Below are 17,190 nucleotides of genomic sequence, written 5' to 3'. Positions count from 1 at the left end.
GTTCATCCTGAGCCAGGATCAAACTCTCCGTGTTGGATTGTTTTTTTTGGCTTAGGTCAAGTTCTTTCTACTCAGCACAAAGGCTGGCTTTTTTCCCTTGACTTTTTTCTCGTTGTTTGCGATATTGAGTATCAGCGATGCCTTTACTCTCAATCTTAATTTTTTGACGAGGTTAATATTGCTTTAAGCTTTCAAACTATTCTTTTTTCTAGGTTCAGTTTTTTACCTTTAGTTCGCGGTTGTTTGAACCGCTTCCCTTCTGGCGCTTTATTAATGTATCAACTCTCCCCAGAGTTGTCAAGCGTTTTGTGAAAATATTTTTGACTTTTTTTGGAAACTATACACACCAAGGGTTTGAGCTACTGATTTCCGATCCTGCCTCCGCTGGCTGACTCCTTTTTCCGGGAAGGGGTCTTTTTTTTGGGCAAGATTGGACTTTTGAGGGGAGTATCTACCGCGCATGGGTAGAATATCTCTACGTGTAGCTGTTTTATATATAGATGTTCGATCGCCCGCTTATGAAAAAACCTACAGCCCGCCCTAGTGGCTTATTCATTACCTGCGCTTCACTGCTGCTGGCTTCTTGCAGTCAGACGAACACTCCCCAAACCTCTACTACAGTATCTCCGGCGACTTCGCCATCTCCCGGTGCTTCCCCAGAGGGTTCGCCTGGGGGGAGTTCCAACACTATATCTATAGGTATTGGGGTGGCGCAAACTAGCAATGTGGCTTTACTGGGTCAGGAACAGGTGGCTGGCGCGAAAATTGCTGAGAAGTATTTCAACGATAAGGGCGGTGTGGATGGGACGCCGATTAGACTGGTGTTCCAAGATACCGGTGGAGACGAACAAGGGACGATCAATGCTTTCAATACTCTGATCAATCAGGATCAGGTGGTTGGTATTGTGGGCCCAACTCTGTCACAGCAAGCTTTTAGTGCCGCTCCGATCGCCGATCGAGCAAAAGTTCCCGTACTCGGCCCCTCCAACACGGCTAAAGGCATTCCCCAGATTGGCGATTATGTGGCCCGAGTCTCTGCGCCTGTGGCCGTGGTAGCACCAAATGCAGTTAAAGCCGCCCTCAAGCAAAATCCCAATATTAAGAAAGTAGCCGTGTTTTTTGCTCAGAATGATGCTTTTAGCAAATCTGAGACTGAAACTTTTCAGACAACGGTTAAAGATATGGGACTGGAATTGGCAACAGTCCAAAAATTCTTGACTACTGATACAGATTTCCAATCTCAAGCCACTAATGGGATAAATGTCAAGCCGGATTTAATCATTATTTCTGGGTTGGCCGCGGATGGAGGCAATTTAATTAAGCAATTGCGGGAGTTGGGTTACAAAGGCGTTATCATTGGGGGCAACGGTCTGAATACTTCTAATGTATTTCCTGTTTGCAAGGCTCTTTGCGATGGGGTTTTGATTGCCCAAGCCTACAGCCCGGAATATCAGAATGAGATTAATAAGGCTTTTCGTGATGCTTATCGCGCCCAATTCAAGAAAGAACCGCCTCAGTTTAGCGCTCAAGCTTTTACTGGTGTACAAGTTTTTGTTGAGTCATTAAAGGCAATTAATGCTAAGTCTAAGGTTAGCGAAAAGCCATTGGCAGAGTTGCGTACAAATTTGAATCAGCAGTTGTTGGGTGGCCAGTACGATACGCCTTTGGGGGAAATTTCTTTTACGCCTGAAGGTGAGATTAATCAGAAAGAGTTTTATGTGGCACAGATAAAAATGGATGCTGATGGAAATAATGGTAAGTTTGAATTTTTGAAATGAAGGCACTACACGGATTCTAACACGGATACACGGATGAGTTATTGAGTGTGAGTCTGAGGTCAACCCCGCTGCCCCTTTGGGGGGAAGTCAGAAATCAGAGTAAAAATTGTATGCTGTTTGTTTTTGAATGATTTAATGTTGATGCCGAATCTCTAACTGGTGATGGACTTAACTCTGTTTTTGCAACAATTTTTGAATGGTTTGTCGATCGGCAGCGTGTATGCTATTTTTGCCTTGGGATACACGCTGGTGTTTTCTATTCTGGGAATTATTAATTTTGCTCACGGTGCAGTATTTACTTTGGGTGCTTATTTCACCTATGCGCTGATGGGAGGTACTTTCGGTTTTAATGGGTTGTGGGCTAATGCTCGAATTCCCCTGCAGTTGCCTTTTGCTGTGGCGTTAATTTTGGGAAGTGTCATGGCTGGTTTGGTAGGAGTAATTGTTGAACGAATTGCTTTTTTACCTTTGCGCCGCCGACTCTCTGATCCTCTGCTGACGGTGGTTTCTAGTTTGGGTGTGGCAGTTGCGATCGCCAATCTTATCCAATATCTTGTAGGGGCGGAAATTTACACTTTTCCTGCTAACACTTACGGCTATTTGCCCGCTGCCATTAACTTTGGGACGGCGGATAAACCAATTCCGATTCGGACTGTTCAAATAGTAATTTTTGCGGTATCAGTTGCGATTGTGGCTGTCTTAACTTACTTAATAAATTTTACTAAATTTGGCAAAGCAATGCAGGCTGTGGCTGAAGATGCTACTACTTCTAGTCTGTTGGGTATTGATACTGATAGATACATTGTTTTGACGTTTTTTGTGAGCAGTTTTCTGGCTGGTTTGGCGGGAAGTTTGGTGGGTTCGAGTGTGAGTATTGCTGGGCCGTATTTTGGTATTGCTTTTGGTTTGAAGGGTTTGGCGGTGATTGTGCTGGGTGGGTTGGGGAGTATTCCTGGGGCAGTTTTGGGTGGGTTTATCATTGGTTTGGTGGAGGCTTTTGTGCCGGGAGATTTTTCGGCTTATAAGGATGCTGTTGCTTTTGCCATATTGTTTATTATGCTATTGGTTAGACCGCAGGGTTTGTTTGGTCGGCGTTTGATTCAAAAGGTGTAAAAGAGATAATTAGGTGATTAAAATTGGGGCGATGGTTCGACGCTTCGCACGCACCAACGGCCACGGGGGATTGCCCCCTAAAGAAACTAATTATATCGGAATGATTTAACCGCAGAGGACGCAGAGAACGCAGAGAAAGAGAAGAGAGAAATGAATTATTATGAGGGGACTGGATTTGAGATGAAGTTGGTATTTAAGTATTTTTATTATTTAAAATAAAATCATGGCTGCATTTTTTACTACTTACGGGTTTTTGATTGTCTCGATGTTGTTGGGTGCAATGTTGGGAATGTCGCTATATTTGCCTTTAATGACTGGACAGTTGTCTTTGGCTAGCCCTGGTTTTTATGCGTTGGGTGGGTATATTGCGGCGATTTTGTCTACGACGGTGTTTAAGCCGACAGGGGGTTTGTTTCCTCTACCATTGCTGTTGGTGGAGATGATAATTGCAGGGGTTGTTTCGGGGTTGCTGGGGATTTTGGTGGGAATTCCGGCGCTGCGGTTGAGTGGGATTTATTTGGCGATCGCAACTATTGCTTTTGTGGAAATTTTGCGGGTTTTATCGCTGAATCTGGATATCACTGGCGGGGCTGTGGGCATTTTTGGGATTCCGCAACCGTTTGGGACGCCGATCGAGTATTTGTGGATTGTACTACCTTTACTGTTGGTGAGTATGGCGATTGTCTATCGGCTGGAACGGATTCGGGTGGGGCGGGCTTTTGCGGCGATTCGGGCTGATGAGTTGGCGGCTGATGCGATCGGCATTAACCCAACTTTTTATAAGGTTTTGGCTTTCACGTTAGGTGCTGTTTTAGCTGGGGTTGTGGGTGCGGTTAGCGCTCATTTCCTCAATACTTGGAACGCCCGTCAAGGGACTTTTGATGCTAGTATTATTTACTTGACTTCCGTGTTGATTGGTGGTAGCAGAACGTTTCTGGGAGCAGTTTTGGGTGGGATGGTGTTTACTGCTTTACCGGAGGTTTTGAGGGGGATGGCGACTATTCAGGGATTGCCGGTTTGGTTGGCGCAATTTCTGCGGGATGGGCGGTTAATTATTTTTGGGTTGCTGATTGTGTTGGGGACGATTTTTTTTCCGCAAGGGTTGGTGACGCCGGAGTTGTTGAAGAGGTTTAAAAAGGGCGATCGGACTTCTTGACGCTACATTTTCCGTATCATATATCGTCGCTCAAAGCTGAAAAGGGGCAAAAAGACGGATGTTTATAAAATTTGGATGTAAGGAGGAAAAAAAACGGATAAAGATGGCAAAAGTCAGCTATACTAATTTTACTTAACTTACGGATCGAGAGCAACAAAAAAAACTTTTGAAATCATCCAAAAAATTAATTATGCTATAGCCTTTCTCAGGTAGATGAGGTACAAAATAACTAACTTAAACACACTGGAAAATATCAAATAAAATAGATAGATGACATCTAGTTCAATCGGTGAGTGTGCGCTCCTATAAGTGCTACAAACTAGACCGATGAAAGCGTGAGTATGGCGCAAAGCAATTCATGCCAGCGATCTAGGCGGTGCGGGCGAGCAGGTGTATGCTATAAAAAATTACGAAAAACATCCGATATCTATCAAAAATGAAATTTTATTCTGTATCTACTTGACAAAAGCCATAAATATCAACTTAAGTATCCCATAAACTGGCAAGAGAATTATTGCTAGTGCAAAGTACATCACTGGTAACACCAGACTCATCGTTATAAGCAAAGTAGGCACAAAATTACTCCATTTACCATTGCTAGGTGGCCATTTAAGGTGGAGAAAAAAGTGTGGATCGTACAAAATATAATATAACGAAACACATAACGCAACTATAGGGAGAATATTGTACGACCAAATTTCCTCAAACCTCTCTTCCAATCTATCTCTACCAATTTGTTCTATAGTACGGCTCGCCCGCATCTTGGCTACATCAGCCCTAACCTTTTCTGCCGTAGATTTCCAACCAGACGATCTAGCTTCGTAGCGGCATCTTTCACTACAAAAGTCTAGTTTTTCCTGGTGCATCATTCCATCTCCATAAGGGTTATAACTACGTCGGCACCATTTACACTGACAATTACTCATACGTTTTCCTCAACTGACTAACAACCGAACTATTAAGTAGTCGGACATAAATAAACAGTGTTGTGCAAAGAAAGACGAAGTTGAAGACTGAAGTGGCGATTGCCTATGATTAAAAGCAAACGCTAAAAAACAGATTCTCGTAAATTCAAGGAAAAATTAAGCTATAATTCTAAAGTTCTCAGTGCTTTCTTCTTACCTGTTAAATTTTTCCTGATACAAAACTGTTTATTTAAGTAAGACTACTTACCTGGTTTTTCGCTTTTTCCTATCATAAACCGATCGCTCAAAACTGCAAAGCGAAAAAAGACGGAAAAAGACGGGTCTTTCTAAAATCGCTATGCAAGGCGGATAAAGACGGATAAAGACGGATAAAGTCGGGTATACTAACTATAGTTCTCCGACCCCCCTACTGATGGACACTGCCCATATCTTGCAATTTGTAGATAAAGTGCTCAGTGCGAAGACAGGCAAACATCTAAATGACTTGCAGCGTAAAATTATCAAGGGAATACTCAATCGACAAAAGTATTCTGATATTGCAGATACTTACGGGTGTACGGCGGGTCATGCTAAGGATGTAGGTTACGAGCTTTTGCAAATGCTATCTAATGCTTTTGATGAACCAGTTGATAAAGGGAATCTGGAATCTGTTCTAGAACGGAAATTAAATCTGAATATAAATTTTGGCGATCGCAACACTACTAATTTTGGTGATAGCAATACAATTAATTATATCAATGGCTGCTCAGAACTACCCACTCCTACCCCAGATAAAAGTCAGCCTCCGACTCCCGACTACCAGGATGGCACGAATCAAGTTAAAATTGAAATGGTTGGTAAATTACGACAGTTGGGATTGAAGGATGAGCAAATTGCAGAGGTGCTAGGGTTGGCCTGGGAGGTGGTGAAGCAGATAGATTGATAATAGCTTTTAGTTGTTTAAAACACACATCCTCAGTCAGGAGGTATAAGTTTTATGTTTGCAGTTGTCACGCCAGAAAAAATTCATTTGCCCCCAGGAACACTTATAAAATTTCCCGCAAACTGGCAGGATTACCAATCACTTGTAGCACAATTGGGCGATCGTTCAATTCCGCGCATCAAATATCGACCAGGAGAGATTTTATTAATGTCCCCTTTACCAGTACACGGAAAACAATCTCATATTATTGCAATGGTGGCAATGGTTTTCCTAGATTACTTGGGGCGAGATTATGAAGCTTTTACACCAATTACGATGGATTTGCCGGAGGTAAGAGGAATTGAACCAGATTATTGTTTTTATATCGATAGTTGTGCGACAATTATTGGTAAAGATCGGATTGCTTGGGGTGTTGAACCGCCGCCGGATCTAGTAATCGAAGTAGACGTAACTAGCTACACGGATTTAGATGATTACTTGCCTTATCAAGTGCCTGAAGTGTGGCTGTTTAAGAAAAATAAGCTCAGAATTTACGACTTGCAAAACGATCGATATGTCGAAAATTCAGTTAGCCGTTATTTTCCCAATTTTAATGTATCAGAAATTGTCGAGGAATGCTGGCAAATGTCGCGCGATCGCCCTACAAGTACAGTCATTCGGGAGTTGCGGCAAAAAATTGAAAGGGAGAACGGTTGAATCATATCGTGTCCGGTGAATTGACCATAATTCCTGTAGGGGCAGGTTCACCAACAATAATCGCCTAAAACCCACAATTATCATAAACCTGCCCCCGCCCACCGACTACAAACAATTTTGATTGCGGGTAATTAAACAAACATGGTATTCTGCCAAATCTTAATACTTTTGTCACTACTGCCGCTAGCCATAAACTCTCCTTCTGGGCTAAAATTAACCGAATAGACAGAGTTATTGTGACCCGCAATATTACAAATTTCTTGACCGTCTTTCACTCGCCAAATTTTAATAGTTTGATTGCTGCTGCTAGCCAGAATCTCGCCATCGGGACTAAAAGCAATAGAATCAACATACCAAGAATGTCCTGTGATAGTTAAAACTTCTTGCCAATCTTTGACCCACCAAATTTTAATAGTATTGTCATGGCTACCGCTAGCCAAAAACTCTCCATTTGGACTAAAAGCTATGCAGCGAACGGAGTCTGTATGACCTGTAAGTGTGCGAATTAGCTTCCCATCTTTAACTCGCCAAATTTTGACGGTTCTGTCCCAACTGCAACTAGCAATAGTTTCGCCATCCGGGCTAAAAGCAACCAAATAAACTAAGTTGGTGTGACCCGCAAGGGTGCGAATTTCTTGCCCGTCTTTGACGCGCCAAATCTTGATTGTTTTGTCCCAACTGCTGCTAGCAATAATTTCGCCATCGGGACTGAAAGCTGCGCTGTAAACTGAGTTAGTGTGACCCACAAACGTGCGAATTTCTTGCCCATCTTTCATCCGCCAAAGTTTGACAGTTTTGTCGTGGCTGCTGCTGGCTAGCATCTTTCCGTCAGGGCTGAAAGCTACTGTATAAACTGAGTTAGCGTGTCCTGTGAGGGTGACAATTTCTTGCCCGTCTTCAACTCCCCACAGCTTGATTGTTTTGTCATCGCTGCCGCTGGCTACAACTTCTCCGTTGGGGCTGAAAGCCACAGAGTAAATTAAGTTTTTGTGGCCTGTTAGGGTGTGAATACATTGCCAGCTATAGGTTTGCTGTTGGGGCTGGGCGGGAGTTTTTCCTGGTTTAACTAACTTGGAACTTGTTTTAGGAATTGCTAGATCGATCGCAACTTGGGGATTAATTTCTTTTAATACTTCAACAGCCGTTTGATAGCGGCGGTTGGTAGCATTGGCAATCATTTTGTCTAAAATTTTTCCGAGTTGTTCACTCACGGGGTTGTTAGCCAAATACTGTCGCCATATCCAGGAATCTTCACCAGGATCAAACAGGTCAAAAGGGGAAACTTGAGTTAGCAAGTACAAACAAGTTACGCCTAAACTGTACAAATCGCTGGTAAAAAATGCTTTGCCTCTAGCTTGTTCGGGGGCGATGTATTCGGGGCTGCCGATGCTGGTTCCTGTTTTGAGTAATGCTGTACCTGTAGCAATTTTGGCAGCGCCAAAGTCTACTAAGACTAATTGTTTGTCGGCGCGGCGAATGATGTTTCCGGGTTTGATGTCTCGGTGAATAACGTTGTGGGAATGGATGAAGTGAAGGACGGGTAATAGGCTATTGAGTAAGTCTTGAATTTGATTTTCTGTAAATCTGCCTTCTGTTTCTACAATTTGTGCTAAATTTTGCCCGTCGATAAATTCTTGGACTACATATTGTCTGCTGTCTTGGATAGAATAGGCTAATAGTTCGGGAATTTGAGGGTGTTTTCCCAACTCGTCTAATCGCATTGCTTCTTGTTCAAAAAGTTCGGCGGCTTTTTTGCTGTTGCGATTGCTTGCTGATGGGATGAGTGGGGTTTCTGCAGGTAAAAATTGTTTGATGACGCAGCGAGGTTTTGAGGGTTTGTCTTCGTCAACGGCGAGGAATGTTCTACCAAAACCGCCTTGTCCGATCGCCTTTATCGCCCGGTAGCGATCGCGCAGCAGCAGTTTTGAACGGCAATGTTTGCATAATTTGACTGCGGGGGGATTTTGCGGCTTGGAACAGTTGGGGTTTAGGCAGTAACTCATTCGATTTTAGATTGCGGATTTTTGATTTTTGATTTTAACTTTTTGAATATTTCCACAGCGCAGTAGATATTATACCTCATTAGCTTTTTAGGAACGGGCTAGAAGCCCATTCCACAAGAAATTCACTCTTTGTGGAATGGGCTTCTAGCCCGTTAAGCGAGAATGGTGATCTGGGCGTGAGTTCCGGGGTATCTTACTATATATGCCAGTTGCGTCAGTTCTGTTTTAGAAGTTCCACATAACGGGATTATCGTCTAAATGATCGGTGACTGTTCGCCCGATCGCGTCAATTTCTTTTAATTCCTCTTCACTCAATTTTACCTCAGCAGCTTTAGCATTTTCGGCTGCTTGTTCCCCGTCGCGCGCGCCGACAATTGCATTTGTTTGTGGCTGGGAAATCAACCAAGCTAAAGCTAAGTTGCCCAAGCTTGTCTGGTGGCGATCGGCAATTGGCCTGAGTTGATTTAATGCTGTTTGCACTCGGTCGTAATTTTCTTTGATGAACAGCTTATTTTTGGCGCGGTGGTCGCCTTCTTCAAACTTGTGTTCGGGCCCGAATTTACCTGTCAATATTCCTTGAGCTAGAGATGAATAAGCAATAATTGAGATATGATTGTCAACACAATAGGACATAACATCTTTTTCTACCCAGCGCCAAAACAGAGAATAGGGCGGTTGCAGGCTGTCGATGCGTCCGTATTGGGCGGCTTCTTCTATTTGGGCACGGGAGAAGTTGGAAACGCCGATCGCCCGAATTTTCCCCTGTTCTTTTAACTTGTTCAGGGCGTCCATTGTTTCTGCAATTGGCACTAACTCGGAATTCCAACTGCCAGCGGGCCAGTGGATTTGGTAAAGGTCGATATAATCGGTGTTGAGGTTTTTTAGGGATCGATCGCACGCTTCGATTAACAAATCGGGTTTCAGGTGGTTGGCGAAAACTTTGCTAGCATAAACTACTTGCGATCGCACATCTGAAAGTGCTTGACCGATAATTTGTTCCGAATGCCCTTCTCCGTAAACCTCAGCCGTATCAAAGGTGGTAATACCTGCCTCAAAAGCCGCGCGCATTGCTTTGACAGTTTCAGCATCCTCAATTCCCACCCACATCCGCTTCCCAGCTTGCCAAGTCCCCATAATTATCGGGGTAATCTGAATTTGTGATGTCCCCAATTGTCGCTTTTGCATACCCTAAGTCCTCATTTATATTTTTAGTATTCACCCTCAAGCTCTCTAATCTTAACAGAAAACAGTTGGGTAGTCTCCACATTAATGCTATCGTTTTATTTTGCAATAAATAGCGATATACAAAGTTAAAAATTAAAAATGGGATAATCTCGCTTGTGCAGCTAAGGATCGCGAATTAAATAACTTACAATTTTAATTATTATTGTGGAAGTTATTTAATTCTCATTCCTAAGCTAGAAATTGGAATTAGGAGTCAGGATCCAGTAGGAAACAAGTCAGAATGAAGAAGGAAGAAACCAGAATAAGTGTTTTTACAAATATGAGATGCTCCCATTATAAGAGTCTAAACCTACCTTATAAAGCAATAATTTAATCCTCTAAAATCACTTCTGCATCTTGTGTTGCTTGAGAACTTTAGCGGGACTGATAAATGAAATACCCTGAGAAGATGAGGTACTAATCATGACAGCTTCAATGACAGGATCGTAAACCGTTTTTTCTGCAACCCACTCCACAATAAAGTTTGCACCTGAGCCTCCACTTGTATCATCTGCTGCAATAAAAAAGTCTGTGGAAGCAAGGGGCTTGAGTTCTACTGGACTCTTAATGTCGTGCCTAATCAATTTCCCATCGCTATCGTAGTAACGCACCGAAGTAATAATAATCGAATTTGTCAGATCCGTATTGCGGATACTGAGGGTGGCTGACAAATTCATGACTTGATCCTTGCTATTGTAGTGATAAATATGTGAGTAAATAGGGACATATACGGTTTGTCCCATCACAACTTTTGTTTTATCTAACGGGACTGCTTTCAGTGAAATTTCACGTTTTATATCGGGTTGTTGTCTTGGTGAGGTAGTTTGGTCCCAGCAAGAGCTCAGGACGATCGCCCCTAGCGCCCAACCAACCCAGAAATCATGTTTAAACTTCATCGGCATTCATCCAAATACACCACATACATTGCAGTTACGTCTAAAGCAGAGTGCACCTTCTCTCTCGTTTGAGGCGGCTTAGTGATAAGGTTTGAGCGGCAGTTCAACCTGGAAAGTTGAGCCTTTGCCCACTTCACTCGTCACCTGTATTTGTCCGCTGTGTGCCTTGACAATTTGTTCGACGATCGCCAACCCCAGCCCAAAGCCTCCACTATCCTGCGAGCGATCGGTGTCTACTCGATAGAAGCGATCGAAAATATAGGGTAAGTCCACTTCTGGAATACCGATTCCCGTATCGATGATCTGAATGACTGCCAAATGGGAATGAAGAACTAAGCGTATCTTTACAGTTCCGCCAACAGGAGTATATTTACAGGCATTGTAAAGCAAGTTTTCGACTACTTGCCGCAGCAAATCAGGATCGGCCAATAATTCAATCCGTTGTGCCGGTGATTCGCAGGTTAGTTTGATATTTTGGACTTCTGCAAGTGCGAGAAACTGGGTTGCTAAATTGCTCAGCAACTCGTTGAGATTGATTAACTTGAGCGATTCCGGCGCAAGTCGCCCCTGATGACGAGCCAACAGCAGTAAATTATTCACCAAGGCTCCCATGGATTTTGCGCTATCTACAATGTTTTCTAAGGGAGGATGGTAACGTGTATCATCAGCCGCGATCAGCAACCCAAGCTGGGCATTAGTGAGAATGGCAGACAGGGGCGATCGCAACTCGTGAGAGGCATCGGCTGTAAAGCGCTGAAGCTGCTGATAGGCTTGCCGAATCGGTTGCATGGCCAGCCCACTGAGAAACCAACCTGTGAGGGCAATTAAGCCCAGTGTCAGCGGGACAGCGAGAGTTAGCACAATCTGAAGCTCAGTGAGCCTGTTTTGAGTTTCTGTCAGGGGAGTTGCAACCTGAAGATAACCGAGTACCCCTGTTCTACCTTCAACGGGTAATGTCACCTGACGCAGCCAGATTCCTTTTCCCAAAAGTGGATCGGTCGATCGAACTGTGAGATAACCAAAAGGCGTATTTAACTGCTGGGGAGGAGAATTCCCAAAAAAACGAACTAACCGCCCTTGTGCGTTATACCAGCGCACGTAAATCAGATCTTCAGCAAGGGGATGGGAACCACTGCCTAACAAGGAAACATGATTCAGATCGACCTGGTTCTGGTTTTGGCGAACTTCATAATGTACGCTGGCAGCCATGACTCTAGTTTTGTCATACAGCAGTCGATCGAGCGCCTCTAGTTTATCTTTTACCTCAATCTGATAAATCGCCCCAGCAAACAGCACGAGAATGCTTCCCATTGAGAGGGTGAACCAACGAGCCAGATTGCGACGACTTTGATTAAACACGACTTGCCTTTACGATCTTTACTTGAGAGGGGAAGTGAGGCGATAACCCATACCGTAAATGCTCTCAATCCAGTCTGCCGATCCTACAGCCTGCAAGCGTTGGCGGAGTTTGCGAATTAGAACAGTGATCGCATTGCTCTCTGGTTCAGTCCCCCATTCCCACACACCTTGTTCAATCTGATTCCGAGTCAAAACTTGCCGGGGATGACGCATAAAATACTCCAACAACTGAAACTCGCGACTGGAGAGGGAAACGGTTGCACCTTGTCGCTCAACAGTAAGAGTATCGAGGTGGAGGTGCAGATCCTCAAGGCTGAGCGTATCTCCTTGCCAAAGGGGCGATCGCCGTCTTAAGGCCCGCACTCGTGCCATGAATTCAACCAAGTCGATCGGTTTCACCAGGTAATCATCTGCACCTGCGTCTAACCCGGTCACTTTTTCCGGCGTGGTGTCTCTTGCGGTGATCATCAAAATCGGCGCTGTTTTCCCTGCCGATCGATATTGACGACAGAGATTTACCCCACTGATATGTGGCAACATCCAGTCCAAAATCAACAAATCATATTCTTTTTCTGATAACAGCCACTGTGCCGTCTGTCCATCTTTTACCCCATCCACGCTATGTCCTGCTTGAGACAGCACTGTTTGAAGTGGCATCAGTTGCTTTGGGTCATCCTCCACAAGTAAGATTCTCATATTTTTCTTTAATTGGGCCTATCGAACTGAAACATTTGACGCATCGTCCTTGAGTAGGATTTCAGGAGACCGCTAACTCCACTAAAGTGCAAATATAGCAATCCTAAATCATTGGTGAATTTCTTACTCCCTCCCCTTGATAAGGGGAGGGTTGGGGTGGGGTAAAAAATTTATGTGGCAGGTTACTAAACGTTGGCTAAAAGCATCAGGCGCAGAGTTTTGGTTGCCATTGCCGTTTGTGGCGATCGCGTTTTGGGTTTGCTCTAGTTTCCTAATGGCTCAAGAATTACAACAACCCCAGATAGTAAAGAATAAACTTCAGGCAGATACCCAGCTTAAAGCAACGGTGTCTGTCAATATATTGCTGATCAACGCGGTGATTAACCGAAAACAAGGAACCACCCAGGTTGCGGTAGAAACAGCAGAACCCATTTTGAAGCGATTGGAATTAGAATTGCCAATGACTGACGCAACCCAGATAGAGGCAGCGATCGCGCAAGAACTCCAGTTATCACGTCAAAATGTTCGCCAGTTAGTCCGTTACGAAATTGTTGAATAAGTTTAGTGTTTCAATATTGCGATCGTATCCAGTAGACCTCTTGCAAAAATCCTTTTCATCAATTGATGGGACGGGCTATCCGGCCCATCCCACAAGAGTTATTTTTTTTTGTGGGACGGGCCGGATAGCCCGTCCTATTTATTTTTGCGATCGCATCCAGTCAAATAAGGTTGCCAAATCCATAGGTTTCCTGGCTGGGATCGAGCAATTCCTCAAGCACCAAGAAGCGTCCCATACTCTTGCCGCTTGAGGATTAATAACTACTGAGTAACGATTTCGTTAGTGATGGAAACATTCGCTGCAGTTTGCCGAGCAATTTGTTCTGCCAATGCTTTTTGTTCGGCCGTTTGAACGCGCCCTGTTAACACAATCGAATTATCCCGATCGTCTGCGTCCAAATCGAACGGCTTGAGGGTGGTATCGGAGTCCAAGGCATCTTCTACGCGATCGGCAATATCGTCAATGTCTTGATTTTGAGGCGTCTGTGCGGTCGTGGTTGCAGGCGCTGGAGTGGTTGGAACAGTCGTATTTCCAGTGGCAGTTGTGGGAGCAGAAGTAGATGGAACAGTTGTCTGTGGAGTATTGGGGGAGGTGCAAGCACCTAAACCCAAAATAGCAACAGTGCTGACGCTGATTCCTTGCACCAATAGCTTTAATAATTGCATATTCTTTGTTTGTTTGTTTTGTTTGTTGTGAAACGCAATTTTGCCGATAAACCTCAGCATGAAGTCTTTGAGGATTTGAACTCAATATAGCCTTTCGAGCTCTCCTATGAGGTACTCATGGGCATAGGCCTCCGTGGGCATAGGGCATACCTCACTTTTTTGAGAACTCGTATAAGTAAATGTACCATAGTTCATCCATCAAAAGTAATGCTTTTTACAACCCTTTTAATAAAAGGTAACAATAAATCAAATCGAGTGAACTAAGGTTGGCAAGTTTATAAGTTATCTTAATCGGTTCTCTGCCTAAGTATAGGGAGCAAATGTGATCCAAATGTGAGTAACAGAAATCAGTCGCTCACTTTTCCCTCACTTTCATCAATGACGCTAGAAACAAGACGAAATAACAGATAAGCAGTTGGCTTGACAAGAAACGTTATGACTGCAACCAATGTAGAAAAATTAGTAGAACACTCTTGGCATCACATTTCTGTCGAGAAAGTGGCTCGGATTTTAGAGACTGACCTGGAAATAGGTCTATCTTCCGACGTGTCAGCCGAACGGCGCGAAATCCTCGGCCCCAATCAACTAACGGCTCAGAAGCCGCAAAGTGCCTGGTTGCGATTTTTTCAGCAACTGAATCAGCCACTAATCTACATTTTGTTAGCTGCTGGGATAGTAACAGCATTTCTGAAAGAGTGGATTGATTCAGGGGTAATTTTGGGGGTTGCTCTGACGAACGCCACCATTGGTTTCGTTCAAGAGTCAAAGGCAGAGAATGCGATCGCCGCTTTAGCAAAATCTGTTGCAACTGAGGCAACCATTCTCCGCAACGGTCAAAAGCAAGTGGTTTCATCCAGTGAACTGGTTCCTGGCGATCTCGTCTTGCTGTCTTCTGGGGATAAAGTGTCTGCGGATCTGCGGCTGATCGAAGTCCGTGACTTACAGGTGGATGAGTCAGGATTAACGGGAGAATCTGTCCCGGTTCAGAAGCAATCCCAGGCGCTAGAGGCAGACACTGCACTGGCCGATCGCACGAACATGGCGTATACAGGAAGCCTGGTAACGTTTGGACAAGGACGCGGACTCGTCGTCAGCATTGGTGACATGACCGAGACGGGACACATTTCCCAACTCATGCAGCAAAGTACCACACTGGAAACCCCACTGAGTCGCAAAATTGACAAATTTAGCAAAACCTTGCTCTATGTCATTTTAGCTTTGGCTGCCTTCACCTTTGCAGCAGGCATTGCCCAGAGATTTTCTTGGGTTGAGGTGTTCAAGGCATCTGTGGCGCTTGCCGTCAGCGCAATTCCTGAAGGCTTACCCGCGATTTTAACGGTGACACTGGCGATCGGGGTTTCCCGGATGGCAAAGCAGCACGCCATTATTCGCAAACTTCCGGCAATTGAGACGCTGGGGAGCACCACCGTGATTTGTTCTGACAAAACCGGAACCTTGACTGAGAATCAAATGACTGTTCAAGAGATCGATGCCGGTGGAAAGCGATATCGGGTTAGCGGTGGAGGATATGCACCAGACGGGGAAATTTCTGTAAATGGACATTCCGTTGACTTAACCAATGCACCTGCCTTATATGAATGCCTGCAAGCAGGACTTTTGTGCAACGATTCGCATCTAGAAGTGCAAGATGGAAACTGGACTGTAGTCGGTAGTCCAACGGAAGGGGCGCTGGTTGCGGTAGCCCAAAAAGCGGGGTTAATTACTGAGAAACTGGAGGAATCGCTATCCAGGCTCGATACACTGCCGTTTGAATCTCAGTTTCAATACATGGCAACCTTACATGACGATCGTCCAGAACGGTTGATTTATGTCAAGGGTTCGATCGAGGCAATTCTCAAGCGGTGTCACCAGATGCTCGATGAAGAGGGAGAGGCGAGATCCCTCAACGCCGCGCCGATCGAGGAAACTGTGGACAGAATGGCGAAAAAAGGGTTACGAGTTCTGGCACTTGCCAAGAAAGTTGTACCCGCTTCTCAATCTTCAATTGACCATTCTGATATTGAGCAAGGGTTAACTTTTCTGGGGTTGCAAGGCATGATCGACCCGCCTCGCCCCGAAGCCATTCAAGCGATTCAAGCCTGTCGATCTGCAGGAATTCAGGTCAAGATGATTACGGGCGATCATGCCAAAACAGCAGCAGCGATCGCGCACCAAATGGGACTAAATCAAACCCAAGAGGCTCCCGTTTTTACCGGTCAAGAACTCGCTCAAATGAATCAGCAGCAATTCGCCAATGCTGTTGAACAAAGCTGCGTGTTTGCTCGTGTCGCACCAGAGCAAAAGCTCCGCATTGTCGAAGCACTTCAGTCTAAGGGCGAGATTGTGGCGATGACTGGAGATGGAGTTAACGATGCTCCCGCCCTGAAGCAAGCTGACATTGGGATAGCGATGGGTATTACAGGCACCGAAGTTACAAAAGAAGCAGCGGATATGCTGTTGACAAACGACAACTTTGCTTCGATCGAGAAAGCAGTTGAGGAAGGGCGCACGGTTTATAAGAATCTGCTGCGGGCGATCGCCTTCATCCTGCCCGTGAATGGTGGAGAATCCATGACCATCTTGATTGCCGTACTTCTGGCAACCCCGCTACCCATTTTGCCAGTACAAATTCTCTGGCTGAATATGGTCAGTTCAGTGGCGTTGAGCTTACCGTTGGCATTTGAGCCGCCCTCTCCCGATGTCATGCAACATCCACCTCGACCGGCAAATGAACCGCTGCTGTCTCGCAGGCTGACGGCTCGCATTCTGACAGTTTCAGTATTTAACTGGATTGCGATCTTTGGGATGTTTGAATGGATCGTCCAAACCACAGGTAATGAAGCTCTAGCCCGGACGATGGCAATTCAAGCATTGGTGGCGGCCGAAGCTTTTTACCTGTTAAGCATCAGTCGCTTCGTTCCGGCGATCGTCGCCAAACTACGCGGTAAAGATGAATCAGTTGGGTATGCTGTGGCGATCGGCATTGGGGCTATTTTCATTCTCCAATTCCTGTTTAGCCAATGGGGCATTATGAATCAGTTATTCAACACTGAAGCTTTGAACCCAATCCAAGGCTTAATTTGTATCGGATTCGGACTGCCAATGATTCCTTTGTCAGCTTTGCTAAAGCGTTTTGCACCTCTGAATTAATACTAAATCCTGGTTTGTCATTCTGTAGATCGATCGGCGGTTAAAAC

At 44.7% G+C, this 17,190-nt stretch carries 13 protein-coding genes; 7 read left to right on the top strand and 6 right to left on the bottom strand.

Annotation, left to right across the window (positions count from 1 at the left end):
• Window positions 1–518: 518 nt before the first annotated feature.
• The 5 genes from QT984_RS06250 to QT984_RS06230 all read left to right on the top strand — a co-directional run bounded on the left by QT984_RS06250 (window position 519) and on the right by QT984_RS06230 (window position 6,591).
• Window positions 519–1,778, top strand: coding sequence for an ABC transporter substrate-binding protein (locus QT984_RS06250; protein WP_333053631.1), 1,260 nt, complete (start codon window positions 519–521; stop codon window positions 1,776–1,778).
• 162 nt (window positions 1,779–1,940) lie between these two features.
• Entirely contained in the window at window positions 1,941–2,891 is a 951-nt protein-coding gene (locus tag QT984_RS06245) for a branched-chain amino acid ABC transporter permease (RefSeq protein WP_333053637.1), read from the top strand.
• A 223-nt stretch (window positions 2,892–3,114) separates the two neighbouring features.
• Window positions 3,115–4,047 carry a branched-chain amino acid ABC transporter permease gene (locus QT984_RS06240; protein ID WP_333373534.1) on the top strand — a complete coding sequence of 311 codons (933 nt, stop codon included), beginning with the start codon at window positions 3,115–3,117 and terminating at the stop codon, window positions 4,045–4,047.
• Window positions 4,048–5,385: 1,338 nt separating this feature from the next.
• Window positions 5,386–5,895: a hypothetical protein gene (locus QT984_RS06235; protein ID WP_333053627.1), complete on the top strand. Its 510-nt coding sequence runs from the start codon at window positions 5,386–5,388 to the stop codon at window positions 5,893–5,895.
• Between the two features lie 54 nt (window positions 5,896–5,949).
• Window positions 5,950–6,591, top strand: coding sequence for a Uma2 family endonuclease (locus QT984_RS06230; RefSeq protein ID WP_333053626.1), 642 nt, complete (start codon window positions 5,950–5,952; stop codon window positions 6,589–6,591).
• Between the two features lie 131 nt (window positions 6,592–6,722).
• Here QT984_RS06230 and QT984_RS06225 read toward each other — a convergent pair whose 3' ends face one another.
• The 5 genes from QT984_RS06225 to rppA all read right to left on the bottom strand — a co-directional run bounded on the left by QT984_RS06225 (window position 6,723) and on the right by rppA (window position 12,769).
• The gene (locus tag QT984_RS06225) at window positions 6,723–8,594 is read right to left on the bottom strand and encodes a serine/threonine-protein kinase (RefSeq protein WP_333053625.1); all 1,872 of its coding nucleotides are present in this window, start codon (window positions 8,592–8,594) and stop codon (window positions 6,723–6,725) included.
• A gap of 225 nt (window positions 8,595–8,819) precedes the next feature.
• Window positions 8,820–9,779 (bottom strand): aldo/keto reductase, encoded by a 960-nt coding sequence (locus QT984_RS06220; protein ID WP_333373531.1) that lies wholly within the window; start codon window positions 9,777–9,779, stop codon window positions 8,820–8,822.
• 383 nt (window positions 9,780–10,162) lie between these two features.
• A complete protein-coding gene (locus QT984_RS06215) occupies window positions 10,163–10,714 on the bottom strand; it encodes a DUF3124 domain-containing protein (RefSeq protein ID WP_333338360.1) in 552 nt (183 codons plus the stop codon).
• Between the two features lie 78 nt (window positions 10,715–10,792).
• On the bottom strand, window positions 10,793–12,073 hold the full coding sequence (locus QT984_RS06210; protein WP_333053622.1) for a HAMP domain-containing sensor histidine kinase: 1,281 nt from the start codon (window positions 12,071–12,073) through the stop codon (window positions 10,793–10,795).
• 18 nt (window positions 12,074–12,091) lie between these two features.
• Complete coding sequence (rppA, locus tag QT984_RS06205; RefSeq protein ID WP_333053621.1) at window positions 12,092–12,769, bottom strand: two-component system response regulator RppA; 678 nt, start codon at window positions 12,767–12,769, stop codon at window positions 12,092–12,094.
• 172 nt (window positions 12,770–12,941) lie between these two features.
• Here rppA and QT984_RS06200 point away from each other — a divergent pair, with 172 nt between their 5' ends.
• Window positions 12,942–13,328, top strand: a complete 387-nt coding sequence (locus tag QT984_RS06200) for a hypothetical protein (protein ID WP_333053620.1) — start codon at window positions 12,942–12,944, stop codon at window positions 13,326–13,328.
• Window positions 13,329–13,588: 260 nt separating this feature from the next.
• On the opposite strand, the gene QT984_RS06195 is transcribed toward QT984_RS06200, so the two are convergent.
• Entirely contained in the window at window positions 13,589–13,993 is a 405-nt protein-coding gene (locus tag QT984_RS06195) for a BON domain-containing protein (RefSeq protein WP_333053619.1), read from the bottom strand.
• 435 nt (window positions 13,994–14,428) lie between these two features.
• Between QT984_RS06195 and QT984_RS06190 the strand changes: the two genes are divergently transcribed.
• Complete coding sequence (locus QT984_RS06190) at window positions 14,429–17,143, top strand: cation-transporting P-type ATPase (RefSeq protein WP_333053618.1); 2,715 nt, start codon at window positions 14,429–14,431, stop codon at window positions 17,141–17,143.
• Window positions 17,144–17,190 lie beyond the last annotated feature (47 nt).

Source organism: Microcoleus sp. Z1_B2, assembly GCF_036700325.1.
GTDB lineage: Bacteria > Cyanobacteriota > Cyanobacteriia > Cyanobacteriales > Microcoleaceae > Microcoleus.
The sequence above is the reverse complement of the archived record's forward strand: the minus strand, read 5'-3'. Positions and strand labels throughout refer to the sequence as shown.